We start from the raw sequence: 13,582 nt of genomic DNA on the forward strand, positions 1-13,582 counted from the left end.
CACCCGCCATCATCACGCCAGGTCGATCATTGCCAGGAAACGCAATCAACCTTTCAGTTGCGCCTGTTGCCAAGACGACCTGCGCAGCCCGGAAGGTACGGTATCGCTGGCGAACGTCATTCTGGTCCGGCTCCGCRCAGTGATCACCCACATGCTCCACGCCGCCTAAAAGATTATGATCATAGTAGCCAAAGACGTTCGTGCGCGTCAGAATCTGCACCTGCGGCAACATCTGGAGAGCCGCGATCATTTCCTTTCGCCAGGCTTCCTGAGCCGGATCGWGCAATAGCCCGCCTCCGACTAGAAAATCTCGTTCGCATATGATGACACGCGCACCTGCCTCTCCGGCTGCCCTGGYTGCTGAGAGCCCCGCCGGCCCGGAGCCGACTACGAGCACATCACAATGYGCGTGGACCGCTTCGTAGCGATCCGGATCGGGCTGCGTGGTGGCACGACCGAGTCCCGCGGCTCGCCTTATGAGCGGCTCGTAGACCTTCTCCCAGAACGAAGCCGGCCACATAAAGGTCTTGTAGTAGAACCCGGCAGAAATCAGGCTCGAGGCGATACCGTTGATTGCCATCAAATCAAATTTGACCGAGGGCCAGCAATTCTGGCTGCGCGCAACCAGCCCCTCATAGAGCTCAATGTCGGTCATTTTGGTGTTGGGCTCAGCGCGACTACCTTCTCGCAGTTCAGCAAGGGCACTCGGCTCTTCCGGTCCCACCGTCATAATTCCGCGCGGCCGATGATACTTGAAGCTACGACCGACCACTCGGACACCATTGGCAAGAAGGGCGGAAGCGAGTGTGTCGCCGGGATGACCGAAATAACGCCGGCCATCAAATCCGAAAACCAGYTGTTTATTGCGGTCGATATGGCCGCCTCCTGACAAACGATACGCACTCATGAAACCACCCGTGGCACGTCTTCGGTTGGACCAACAGTTGTCCGGATTTCATGCGTGAGGGTGTTTCTTTCGACCTTCAGCCATTGCCGGCATGAAGCGTAGTGGTGCCACCACTCCAGGTGCCATCCACGAGGGTTGGTCCGCGCATAGACAAATTCGTAAAACGCCTCCAGCCCGGCATCGGGCGCCGGGCGCTTTACCGTGGCGTCGCCGCGATAGTGGAATTCGTCCTCGGGCCGCTCGCCGCAATATGGACATGATATCAAGTGCATTTTTAGCCCTACTGAGCCCAAGGGTTTGGACCATTTCCGCCCTCGTCGATCATTCGGCCTTCGACGAAACGATCGATGGTGAGGTCGGCGTTGAGTTGATGCGGCTCATCCTTCGCAATGGTATAGGCGAAGCACCAGCCAGAGCCGGGCGTGGCTTTGAAACCGCCGTAGGACCAACCGCCGTTTAAATAAAGTCCTTCGATCGGCGTTCGGCAGATGAACGGGGAGCCGTCCATCGTCATGTCAACCATTCCACTCCATTGCCTCAACACACGCAGCCGGGACAAAGCCGGAATCATAGAAACCCCAGCGCTCATTACATGTTCAGCGGCTGGCAAATTTCCACGTTGCGAGTACGAGTTGTAGCCGTCGAGGTCGCCTCCGAAAACAAGGCCGCCCTTATCAGATTGGCTGATGTAGAAGTGACCCGCACCGAAGTTAACAACACAGTCTATCATCGGCTTAATCGCCTCCGACACAAACGCTTGGAGCAGGTGGGTTTCTACGGGAAGGCGCATATCTACCATCGCTGCGAGGCGCGAGGTATTACCGGCCACTGCAATGCCGACTTTACCGGCACCAACAAAACCGCGACTCGTTTCGACCCCCACAACACGGTCGCCCTCCCGCCGAAGGCCGGTCACCTCGCAGTGCTCGACAATGTCCACGCCGCGTCGGTCCGCTGCGCGGGCAAAGCCCCACACGACAGCATCATGACGTGCCGTGCCTCCTCGCGGCTGAAGCAACCCGCCAAGGACCGGGAACATGGGATTATCCATATCTACAAAAGGCAATGCTGATTGAACTTGCTCCCGGTCCAGCAATACCGCGTCAACACCTTGAATTCGCATCGAGTTGCCGCGTCGCACAGCTACGTCGCGCTRCCAATCCGAATGGTACAGGCTTAAGGTGCCGCGCTGGCTCATCATCACATTGTAGTTCAGTTCCTGCTCCAAGCCTTCCCACAGCTTCAGCGAGTGCTCGTAAAATCGTGTATTGCTTGGCAGCAGGTAGGTTGATCGCACAATAGTGGTGTTGCGCCCGGCGTTGCCCAGCCCGATTGGGCCTTTCTCTATCACCGCGACATTCGTAATGCCGTGTACGCTGGCCAAGTAATACGCCGTGGCCAGGCCGTGACCACCGCCCCCAACAATTACGACATCGTATTGGCCTTTCGGCTCTGCTTTGCGCCAGGCCGGTTTCCAACCCCGATTGCCACTCACCGCTTCTTTGAGAAGGCGCCAGCCTGAATAACGGTCTTGGAGTTTCTTACAGCGCACGTCCAACAGCCCCCAACGTTTGCGGAGGTACCCATCCCCATTCTTCGCGCCAGCCTGGTGAAAGATTGTCAAAGCGCGACAGCTGGAAGTCAGACAGATTGGCGAATTGACATTTTCCCTCCAACAGCATCTCGCAAATCGCGTGCCCACTCGCTGGAGAAAGACCGAAGCCCACACTTGACATCGTCGCTACCACCACGTTGCTGGCGCCAGGCAGGTGATCAATTACTGGGCGACCGTCCGGCGTGTTCTCGATAATGCCGCCCCAACTTCGAATGACGCGAATGTGCTGAGCCTTAGGGAACATCTCCACCAACCTCTTAGCAATACTACGTGAAAGTGGACTTGACGGGCGCTCAGCGTCGATACTGCCCTCAGGGAGCCATTCATGTGGTCCGCCACCGTAAACCAAATTGCCACGGAGCGTCTGGCGGCCAAAAAGCCCATTGCCATCCACGCCTCCGATCGGCATCAGCGGGACGGGCTCGGTCACTATCATTTCGGCTCGCGCCGAGGTTACCGGAACTTCTCTGCCGAGAAGCCGCGATAGTGAACCGGTCTGCGGCCCAGCGGCGATTAGGAGTTGGTCACAGGCAAAATTGCCGTTCGTGGTCTTTACAGTGGTAACCTTGTCGGCAACGCGTTCGAAGCCTACAACTTCCGTATGTTGAAGTAGTTTGCCTCCAAGATCTTGCAGCGCCCAAGCGTAGGCTTGGACAGTGCGCTGTGGGTTGGCTTGGCCCGCTCGGTCGAAAAATACACCACCAACTGCGCTTTCGCCTGCCAATGGCACCAAATCTCTAACCTCTTTCGCATCCAGCCATCGCGCTGGAAAGCCCTGTTGAAGCGTACGATCGACGCTGGGTCTGGCCGCTTCCATCTGCCGCTCGTTGATCGCAACCCGGATCCGTTTCGATCGATACTCGGTGGGATAACCCAGCAAATCATCCATTTGTGGCCAAAGCCGCTGTTCCTCTGCGAACAGCGGGCTGTGGTAGTGGGTTGCGCCGCCGCCATTTCGACCAGAAGCGCCCCACCCAACAATGTTTTTTTCTATTACGATAACGTCAACACCAGACCGTGCGAGCCACCAAGCTGCACTGAGGCCTGTGACACCTCCGCCAACAACGATGACGCTTGCTCCGACAGCGGATTGACTACCACTCATCTTGTTTCTCCGCGTTGCCGTTGCTAGCTATTCGTCGAACTGGCTTTTGATGCCGAACCAAACTTCCCAATTATCGGCAAGGTCAGAGCCTTCGTCTGAAGCCGCAAACGCTGAAAGTGGCAACGGTCGCACGGGTGCGCGATAGCTTGGCAACGGAATCTGGCCCAAGGGCGTATCGGTGATCACAGAAAGGATGGACCCGACCTGCTCGCGACACCGCCTCCCTTGGCAAACGCCCATTCCGGCTCGGGTCAGACGTTTGATCTGGTCTTGATTGATCGGCCCGTCTGCTAGCAGCGTCGCGAGGCCACGCCCTTGTCGAACTGACGACACCCCACGAAGGTAACGCGGAGGCCTGACGCCAATCATATCAGCGGCGCTGACTTCCTCGCACTGGCACACGAAGGTGCCCTCGTCTGCTACCTCGAGCTCTGCCTTCGCCCACTCGATCCGCGCCTCAAACACGCTCCCATCAGGCTCATCGTCTTTTGCGATTGACCAATCCCACTGAGCACCTGCTTTCAGAGCCGCGGAAGCTGCACGAGCGACCTGGCGTCCCTGGGCGGCTGCAATTTGCGGGTCCTTACTCATTTCAGCGGTGATGCCAGCACAGTCACCCGCCGCAAAAAGCATCGGCACGCTAGTCCTGCCGTTCGGATCGGTCGCAGGAATATGCCCGCCTCTCTCAGCGCAAAAGACAGWACGCGCACCAGCGACATCGAACAATTCGATCACTGGTGCCACACCGCAGGCAAGGACTATCGTATCGCAGTCAAACGTTCGCGTTTCTGACGCGCCAGCCAGGGAGAYTATAGCGGCACTCCGCACCCCTTCCGCTCCGCCCGTAGCACGCGACACCATCGATTTGGTGAGCACGGAGACCCCCATCGAGCCAAGCCGCTGGCACCCCGTTCGATCAACTGGCTTCTCAGCCACTTCGATTAGCGCTACTACTCGACACCCTTTCTGCAGCGCCTGCTCGGCAAATACAGTCGCCTCTACTCCGGAGCCGACGACAAGGATGTCATGCCCAGAGAATGCGTCATAGCGACGGAGTAGCGCGTCCGCGGCCGTTACTCCCATCACGCCTGGCAATTCCCAGCCTGGAAAGGCTAAACCTATGTCGCGGCGTCCCGTGGCCAAAATGGCGACGTCAAAGCTCATAAACCAAGTCTCGTCGCCGTCCGCCAGGCCGACAAGGCGCTCGTGGACCCAACGCAGGCCAGGACGGTTTACAAACAAGCCCCAAGCCGCGGATCCGAGCCGAATATCGACGCCAGCTTCGAACGCTTCCGATATCTGCGCATTCGCTTGCACCATCCGCTCTAACATGCGCCCCTTATTTCGGACGGCGCCGCTCATTCGCTGACCGAAATGGAAGGGCACATCCATACCCATCGTTGGGTAGTCGACGGGATGCTCGTCAACAAGCACGACCTGAAGGCCCTGGCCGACTGCTTCCAGTGCAGCGGCAATCCCAGCAGGCCCAGCGCCAACGACCAGTACCTGGGCGTGCTCCCGCACTGGCAGTTGCTTACCGRCTGTCGACTTTTCATCTACTTTTGGCACCCGAAAACCCTGCGATCGTCGTTAGAAATATGTCCATCCGACTGTAATGATGATGCGATCTGATTTTGGGCGACAACGTTGGCGTTGACGCCCAAATACTGCTTTTTTGAAACTCCTAACCGAAGAATCTCGGTGCCTGGCAGAATGCAAGTGGGCCCTGATGCCCTGCCCGTCCCCTTACAGCTTAAAGACTCAGATCGAGCTCTTCGAAGCCAATCTAGGCCGCCGAACATTGAAGCAATGTCGCCACACGGTATTCACGCAACATCGCCCAAGTTAAAACTTTCTGCCTCGGCCATTGTATTTCTTACTGCCAACAATTTCGACTGTTTTCTCTCTTGAAATTTATTTCGTAGTCACCTTCAACTGGCCTGCACTTTAGACAGACCTACGCCTATCGAACGGGTGAGCATCCGGAAATATCTCGGATATGGTCCTGGCTCCGCGAGCCACTAGCCTCTTGATCAGGGAAATATCTCGRCCACGATTGACAGCGACAGCTCCTTGTACCGCACCTTTCTCATCGGTCGCAATCAACGTCCAACTGTCCGATCCTGCCCCCCCATTCATGAAGTAGGTGTCTCCTCGAGTGGGGTGCCCAATCGACTGGAGGTTCAACCCGTATTGGTCCGACCAAAGCCAGGGCAGCTCATCCCACGACGCCGCTATGCCTGCCATATTGCGCGCAGCGACAACTGGCTRCTCGGATGCGACCCGCCACGACTCCACCCTGGAAATGATTCCATCAGGGTAGGTAGGATGCGCAGTCACCTCCCCTGCAGCAAAGATGGATTCATCGCTAGTTCTACAGCCACGATCGACTATGATACCGTTTCGCACCTCAAGCTCTGCAGCGACGGCTAGTTCAACATTCGGCAGCACACCAACGCCCACCAGAACGAAATCGCATTCGACAGTGGCAGTTGTACATTTAACGACTATTCTACTGCGCGCGCGTTCAGCACATATTGGCGTTTGACCAATCAGGAAATCGACGGAATTTTTTTCGTGAAGATCCTGTAGGTAGGAGCTGACATAGTACGGCATCGATCGTTCTAATATACGGTCCCCAGCCTCAATAATCGTCACACCATGCCCGAGCCTTGCCGCGACTGACGCAGCTTCAAGCCCAATAAATCCCCCGCCAATGATTGTAATTCGTTTTGGTCCACTTGAAAGAACTGCCTTGAGGCGAATTGCATCTTCTAAGGTTCGCAGGTAACCTATTCGCGGCGACGGCTCAAACCCGCTAAGCAGCCGCGGGCGCGAACCAGTGGCAAGCAAAAGAGTATCGTAAGAGTACGAATCGCCATTCGACGCATATACTCTGCCTTCGCCACGGCTAATGGATTCAACAAAAGTTTCGCTTATATAATTTACCCCATTATTATCGTAATCCTGCTTTCCAGCTAAAAATACGTTGTTATCATCGGCAGAAAGTAGAAATTCTTTGCTGAGTGGCGGCCGCTCATAGGGCATATGAGCCTCATTTCCAATCAGTWCTATATTATCTTCTTTCGCAATATTTCGAAGTGCAAGCGCCGCTCGATGACCCGCCAAGCCCGCCCCTACGACTACGTGCCTCTTCATATCGATGCTCCGATGGGTACTGACGCCTACAAGACGCTCTCGATGCAGCGGCCCGCATAGCCAACAACTACACATGCCCCAGTCGAGCGCACGGCCGCTTGACAGGATAGTTGGAATGCATGTGGCATCTAAGGCGGCCAATCACGTGTGATGACGGCACCAACAAGCAGCGCAACAATATCGAGCAGCGAACCGAGCCCGCCTACTTGCGGGAGGAGGAAAGTCGGGACTCGATGTGTCCCCCGAATGTTAGAGGGACGATCCCTGCTCGACTCCCTCAAGATATTTGTTCATCGTGCTGCAATACCAATCAACGAACGCTGAAACGCCCAGCTCCTCCTGCGAGTAGGRACCAGGGCGGTAACCCGCCGAATTGACGCCACGTTGATTCCGTTCGATGAGGTCGCGGTCCTGCAAGTTCGTCTTGTCCCAGACCTTGATTAAATTCGCCAAATCATAGTCACGCCCCTCGACTGCGTCGGCGTGGACCACCCAGTACCCAGACAGCAACGAATGCTCAGGGCCAATCGGAAGCATTCGACCATGAAAAGCATAGTCGCTCACCACCTGATTGAAAGTGGTGGGAGCGTACGTCCAGGCGATAGTTCCGAAATCTCCCTCTGGTACATGACCCAGAGGGCGCGCCACTGCGGGTTCGCCATCCGGCGTGATGGACCGGCAGCCCTGGCGGAGCGGCAGACGTTCGATGCCGAAGCCCAGATCCTGGCTAAAGCTCCTCGCACAGCTTAGGCCTGCGGCGTCACAGCGTTTTTGGAGTGCCTCCATTCCCTCAATGTTCTGTGACACGGGCGGGTAGACAGTAATAAAGCTGCTGGCTAGCTCAGGATGGCCCGTTACACAATGGTAGCACTCACGGGAGTTCTCGACCACCAGTTTCCAGTTCCCTCGCACCGGGACATGAACAGCATGCGCAAGCTTTCCCTTATCGAGGTCGTACTGAGATAGATAGGGCGAGAGCGCCTTCTTAAATTCCGAGAAATCTGGTGGGGCGTCCGCCAGGCAGACATAGATTGTACCGCCAACCGTTTCGAGATGGACTGGCAAGAGCCCGTATTTGGACTGATCAAAGCAATCGCCCATGCTCTGGGCCGAGCGTAGCTTACCATTGAAGTCATAAGTCCACAAATGATAGGGGCAGACGATGCTGCTGACGTGTCCCTGTTCAGCTTCGCATAGGGTTGCGCCACGATGACGACATACGTTGTGAAAGGCTCGTATATCTCCCGACTTGTCGCGAACGATCAGAATCGAGCTTGGGCCGATAGGCATAGTAAAAAAGTCGCCGGGCTTAGGAAGCTGGGCCTCCACACCGGCGAAGAGCCATTGTCGTTTGAAGATTGCCTCAATATCCACCGAAAAGCACGCGGGATCGTTGTAGAGTCGTTGGGGCAAGGTGAATTGGTTTTGTCGACTGCGCAGCAGATCAACCATCTCGCTGAGTATGCTCATTCATTTACCTTTGTCGGCATAGCCATTTCTCCTGGTCGACCGCGCGGCGGTTGACCCACGTACAGAATCTGTGCTGTTAATCCGGTACAAACACTTCAACCTTCCCGTCATATACACGCGTCTTGAATACCCTTAAGCCGCGAGTTACCGGGTCGCCGAGAGCACAACCGGTCTTTACATCAAACTGTCCCGCATGCAGGGGACATTCAACGATGCCCTCTTCCAGCAAGCCATCGGTTAAGACTGCAAATGCGTGCGTGCACACATTTTCTGTAGCAAAGAATTCCCCTTCTACATTGTAGATCGCGATACGCAGTTTGCTGACTTCAACCCCGGTCATCTCGCCAGTAGCCAAGTCCGCCGCACTGAGAACGGGCGCCCATGCACCGGAACTATTAATAGGCGGCGCATTTGGCATCTCTGATCTATCCGCGGAACYAGTAGTCATGTGCATCCAATTCATTTCAAGCACCGAAGGCAGATCGGCGAAAATCTGAACTCGGCCCGCGGTAGCAGTCCAATCAAGGGGGCAGTATGGTCCAGGAGCACCGCAGCAGAGCATTTGCGTCGCCCCTGCAACAACGTCATGGGCGCCCTGCGAGCAACGAGTCACCCCGCCCGCCATGCCATCCAGCGATCTTGTATATGATCACTGTTGGTCTTTCCGTCCGAACGTCTCTCCGTAAGCCAAGCCGAATCCTCAATCACGATTACTTTTGAATTTTTGGGATCTATACTGAGAACAGACGCCAAGTCGGTTGGAAGGTACTTAAGCTGATTTGCATTTGTCGCGGGATAGCCCGTGCCCTGCGTCCACCCGGCCGCGATCTGGGCGCGATTCAAAAAGGCGACCAGCTTCTGTGCGTTTTCTGTGTTGGGRCCGCCTTTTAGGATGGCAGCATAGTCGTAGCCGATATAGGCGCCATCCCAGCTAAAATCGATAGGCGCGCCATCGCGAGCAGCCTTAACCACCCTGCCATCGTAAATGCTGGTCATCACCAGCTCTTTATTGACAAGGAGTTGCACCGGCTCTCCGCCCGCCGACCACCACTTGGCAATATGAGGTTTAATTTCATCGAGTTTTTTGAATGCAATATCCATCTTCTCGTCTGTCAGCGGCCAGATATCCGTCAGAGAGGCGCCAGAGGCGAGAAGCGCATATTGAATGTTGAACTTGCCGGAGTTCCCGGAGGAGGCCATTAATCCGCGCGGGCCTGGAAACCTCTTGACGTCCCAGAAGTCTGCCCAATTCCTAGGACCCCCATTGGGGAACGCCCGCTTGTCATAAGCGAGGAGTTCCGCCGATTGATCAATTGCWAATACGTCTTCAAGTCGGGCCTGCGGAGGTACGCCGTCGAGCGACTCTTGATYCCAAAGGCGGTAATCGATCGGCTCAAACATACCGGCTTGATGCATCTCGGGGTAGTTCTGAGGCGCAAGATAGGCGATGTCCCAGTCCACTCGACCGGCCTCATGCATTGCCTTGATTTGCGGCTCAGCGAAATCGGCCACAACATCGATGACTTTTATTCGGGTGGCACTGGTAAAGGGCTCATAGACATATTTGCGCACGGCATCGGTGAACGACCCGCCCCAGCTGAAAACTACCACTTCGCCGGCGCCTGCGAGTTTCTCTTCTGCCCATGCGTGCGTAGCCTTCGCAACCATCGGTACGGAAAGCGCCGCCGCTGACCACTGCAACAACGAGCGACGATTGAGGTTTGAGAACGAACTGGTTGTCACATTCTTCTTCATGGCTTTGGTTTCTCCCTTATCAAAGCTCGTTGTGTTCCCCATTGCGAGCTTCGGCGGGATTATAGTGAGGAATCGCTGCATGAAAGCCGCAGCGCAAGCAGATGGAGGCCGGAATTCTGCAAAGTTTGTGCAGCTAGCGCTGAAAAGTAATCTAGTTCAGGCTGCTCGGAGATGGGCCACGCGTGGATTTGCAGCGACCGGTGGCTGCAAGGCCAACTAGGAAAGGATTTCATCAAAATGCACGCTCACCCGCAAGATGCGGGAAGCGTCAAAAGCAACCCCTTCGCACGGACCGCAGTAGAGTGTGCTCAGCAGCGCTCTGGCCGATATGGAAACCGATCAATAATGGGAGCTTCATTGCTCATCAACTCGGCCAGATGACGGCCGATAGCGGGAACCGCGCGTACGACGCCATGTTGACCATGAATCTAGCCAGTCCAAGCCGCCAACGCCAGCATGCCCCATGCTGTTCGGCCAGCATCAGGTCTCGCGACACTTTGCACCATGTCTGGTGCAAAAAGGTGGGCGGCTCCAATGGCGATATCGATGTTGCCTGCTCGCGATGGAGTGCCCGAAAACCACGTCGGCGGACCAAATTCCCAGCTCCAGAGGCTTCGATCAAATGCTCGTGCTCACGGGCTGYTGGATAACAATTTGCGCCCGATCAGATACGCGCGTGCCGCGCAGGAAAAGGGTTCCACAGTAAGAGAACAGCGGAATGCCGAAGCGCCGCAAGTCGATGCTTACGTCGTTTGCACGGCCAGTTGCGATTTTTGACAGGCGGATGCCACGCAGGGAAAACGGATAGGGCCCCACGACCTGGATCTGGATAGTGCCTGCGTTTCCATAGCTGGTTTCAGAGCTTGGCTGTGTGCACGGTCGACGAGCGCGACCGACCAGCGCGGCGCTGCTGTGGGTGTATGGCTGTCGCTACACCGCCGATGCCCGCGTCGAGAACGATCGCCCTTCTCACGAACTTTCGTTCTATTTTGTGAGCACCGTTGCGTCCTGTGGCTGCCATTTTGCGACGCAGGCGTCGCCGACGGCTGGGATTGTTTTAGGTTGTGTCACGTTGAGGATTTTCGATGTGAGCTGCAGCCCGGATTCAGTGCGAAGCTCGAAGATTGTTGCATCTCCGACGAAGGTCGAACCGGTAACATGCCCTTTGATCCCACTGGAAGTTTCTCGAGCTGCTACCTCGAGGTGTAGGTTCTCGGGCCGAACRCATAGCGTTGCATCGCCGTCAGTTGTCGGACAATGCGCGGCCAACAAGCTTTGTCCCTCTGGACCGAGAATGTCGCCCGAGCTTAGCTTGACAGGTATCAGGTTCACCTCTCCGACAAAACTCGCCACGAACAGGTCCGCTGGCCTCCGGTATATGTCCTGCGGCGCAGAAACCTGCCGGATCTGCCCTTCGTGCATCACCGCAACTCGATCAGACATGGCAAGCGCCTCATCTTGGTCGTGCGTGACGTAAATCATTGTCTTCGCCACCTCCGTGTGGAGCGTCTTGATCTCGTTTCTGAGATGCTCGCGCAATTTCCTGTCCAGTGCGCCCAAAGGCTCGTCAAGAAGAAGCACGGGAGGATCGAAGACCAGTGCTCTCGCTATTGCCACCCTTTGCTGCTGGCCGCCGGACATCTGATGTGGGTAACGCGAAGCCAAATTGCCGAGGTGAACCTGATCGAGTACGCGACGAACGCGGGTCTCGAGCTCGGCCTTGCCCACTCGCCGCATGCGAAGCGGATATGCAACATTTTCCGCGACCGTCATGTGCGGGAAGAGAGCGTAATTCTGGAATATCACGCCCAGCTCACGACGATGTGGCGGCAGGTGCGTAATGTCCCTTCCATCCACCAGAACTTCACCGCTGGTGGGAAACTCAAACCCCGCGATCATCATCAAAGTCGTTGTCTTTCCTGATCCACTGGGACCGAGCAAGGAAATGAACTCTCCCGGCGCCACGGAAAGCGAAACTTGGTCCACTGCGGTAAACGCCCCGTAGCGCTTCTGGATGTTTTGAAGCGCAATACTGCCAATTTCAGGAGCGATGGCGCTGGACCTGGCTCTCATTAACATTTCAACTCCCAATACGATGTTCTACGGTTCTGTTTGGAGGAATGGCTGAGTCCAAGACGTCAGCTATGCTTCTTTCGCCTCAACATTTCTCCAATGACAACAATCATCAACGCGAGGATCATCTGCAGCGTGGCCACTGCTGCAATGGTGGGACTGATGTCCTGCCGAATCCCCTCCCACATTCGCATTGGCAACGTGGTAATCCTTCCAATCCCAAGGAACAGCACGTAGACRACATCATCGAACGAATTCAGGAATGCAAAGAAGCTGGCGACGATGAGGGCTGGCATCGCGAGCGGCGCTATGATCGTGCGGAACGTTGCCCAAGGGCCGGCGCCCAGACTGCGGGCTRCACGCTCGAAGGCCGGATTGAGGTTGCGCACATTGGCGACCACAATGACGACCACATACGGAATTGAGTTCACCGCGTGTCCCAGGGCCAATCCGAGCTCAGTGCCTTGCAGTCCCCACCATGCGAGCAGGAAATAGGTGGCGACTGYGACTATGATGGTCGGCATGATCAGCGGCGAAAGCACCAGTGCAACCATTACTCCGCGGCCAGGCATGGCACCACGCGAAAGGCCAAAGGCAAGCATGCTGCCGAGCATGGTCGCCATCCCGGCCGCCATCAGGGCAATGCGAACGCTGGTGACCGTTGCACGGATCCAGAGCGGATCGGACAGATAGTTTTCGTAGTTTCGTAACGAATAGGCAGGCAAGGGGAAAACGAAGTAGGATGAATCGCTAAACGATAAGTAAGCAACGATCAGGACCGGCAGAAGAAGTATAACTGCGAGGACACTTGCCAAGACCGACACACCTCGGCCTCCAAGCGACGGAAGCCAACGGTCGAGTGCATTTGCGGCGGAGCCGATACGCAGCAGGTATGAAGTGCCAAGCTGGCGGCTTGGGAGACTTCGCGAGGCCGATTCACTGCTGGAAAATCCCAGAAGCTGTTCGATGGGAAAGAAGCGCGAACCGATCCACAATATGGTCAGAACGGCCACCAGAAGAACCGTCGAGAGTGCGGCGGCGAAGTTCCAGTTAAGCTGTTCGGTGACCTGGGAACTGATCTCCATTGTGATGGTAACGTCGGACACCCCGCCCATCAACGCAGGGGTGATATAGAAGCCCAGGCAATTAATGAAGACGAGCAGAACCCCCGCAATTAAACCGGGGAGGCTGAGTGGCAGGAACACCGTAAGGAACGCAGCGAGCGGGCTTGYACCGTTCGCCCTCGCGGCGCGCAGTAGTTTTTTGTCGATGCCGGWCATAACCGTAAACATCGGCAGAATCATTAGCGGCAGGACAATGTGGGTCATGCCAATGAGAAYGCCGACCCGGTTGTACAGCATCGCAAGCGGTTGCGAGGTCAAGCCAAGCTGTAGGAAGAGCTCATTAACGACACCATTCCGTCCAAGCAGAACGACCCACGCGAAGGTCCGAGCCAGAACGCTTGTGAAGTACGGTAGCACCACCGCAATCAGCAGGA

Annotated in this window: 11 protein-coding genes; all 11 read right to left on the reverse strand. The window is 56.1% G+C overall.

Translation table 11 applies throughout. From position 1 onward, the window contains the following. The coding region (locus ORS3428_RS30675) for a 2Fe-2S iron-sulfur cluster-binding protein (protein WP_122984395.1) at positions 1 to 907 on the reverse strand (907 nt) is incomplete at its 3' end. After that, a complete protein-coding gene (locus ORS3428_RS32045; RefSeq protein ID WP_083355009.1) occupies positions 904 to 1,179 on the reverse strand; it encodes a sarcosine oxidase subunit delta in 276 nt (91 codons plus the stop codon). The genes ORS3428_RS30675 and ORS3428_RS32045, both read right to left, overlap by 4 nt. An 8-nt stretch (positions 1,180 to 1,187) precedes the next feature. Next, entirely contained in the window at positions 1,188 to 2,465 is a 1,278-nt protein-coding gene (locus tag ORS3428_RS30680; RefSeq protein WP_443136893.1) for a sarcosine oxidase subunit beta family protein, read from the reverse strand. Next, positions 2,449 to 3,627 (reverse strand): NAD(P)/FAD-dependent oxidoreductase, encoded by a 1,179-nt coding sequence (locus ORS3428_RS32050; RefSeq protein ID WP_083355366.1) that lies wholly within the window; start codon positions 3,625 to 3,627, stop codon positions 2,449 to 2,451. The genes ORS3428_RS30680 and ORS3428_RS32050 overlap by 17 nt, the downstream gene beginning before the upstream one ends. A gap of 27 nt (positions 3,628 to 3,654) precedes the next feature. Further along, on the reverse strand, positions 3,655 to 5,151 hold the full coding sequence (locus ORS3428_RS30685) for an FAD-dependent oxidoreductase (RefSeq protein ID WP_172833757.1): 1,497 nt from the start codon (positions 5,149 to 5,151) through the stop codon (positions 3,655 to 3,657). A 423-nt stretch (positions 5,152 to 5,574) separates the two neighbouring features. Beyond that, entirely contained in the window at positions 5,575 to 6,861 is a 1,287-nt protein-coding gene (locus ORS3428_RS30690; protein ID WP_338011970.1) for an NAD(P)/FAD-dependent oxidoreductase, read from the reverse strand. A 174-nt stretch (positions 6,862 to 7,035) separates the two neighbouring features. After that, the gene (locus ORS3428_RS30695) at positions 7,036 to 8,256 is read right to left on the reverse strand and encodes an aromatic ring-hydroxylating oxygenase subunit alpha (protein ID WP_071102019.1); all 1,221 of its coding nucleotides are present in this window, start codon (positions 8,254 to 8,256) and stop codon (positions 7,036 to 7,038) included. A 76-nt stretch (positions 8,257 to 8,332) separates the two neighbouring features. After that, positions 8,333 to 8,674, reverse strand: a complete 342-nt coding sequence (locus ORS3428_RS30700; protein ID WP_071102023.1) for a non-heme iron oxygenase ferredoxin subunit — start codon at positions 8,672 to 8,674, stop codon at positions 8,333 to 8,335. A gap of 191 nt (positions 8,675 to 8,865) precedes the next feature. Then, a complete protein-coding gene (locus ORS3428_RS30705; protein WP_157896002.1) occupies positions 8,866 to 10,011 on the reverse strand; it encodes an ABC transporter substrate-binding protein in 1,146 nt (381 codons plus the stop codon). 984 nt (positions 10,012 to 10,995) lie between these two features. Further along, entirely contained in the window at positions 10,996 to 12,090 is a 1,095-nt protein-coding gene (locus ORS3428_RS30710; RefSeq protein ID WP_244508157.1) for an ABC transporter ATP-binding protein, read from the reverse strand. Between the two features lie 59 nt (positions 12,091 to 12,149). Beyond that, the coding region (locus ORS3428_RS30715) for an ABC transporter permease subunit (RefSeq protein WP_131802974.1) at positions 12,150 to 13,582 on the reverse strand (1,433 nt) is incomplete at its 5' end.

It is taken from the genome of Mesorhizobium sp. ORS 3428, from assembly GCF_001854785.1.
GTDB lineage: Bacteria > Pseudomonadota > Alphaproteobacteria > Rhizobiales > Rhizobiaceae > Mesorhizobium.

Coding starts and splice junctions, on each gene's coding strand:
- ORS3428_RS32045 (WP_083355009.1), bottom strand. CDS start 1,179: ATGCACTTGATATCATGTCCATATTGCGGCGAGCGGCCCGAGGACGAA.
- ORS3428_RS32050 (WP_083355366.1), bottom strand. CDS start 3,627: ATGAGTGGTAGTCAATCCGCTGTCGGAGCAAGCGTCATCGTTGTTGGC.
- ORS3428_RS30700 (WP_071102023.1), bottom strand. CDS start 8,674: ATGCCAAATGCGCCGCCTATTAATAGTTCCGGTGCATGGGCGCCCGTT.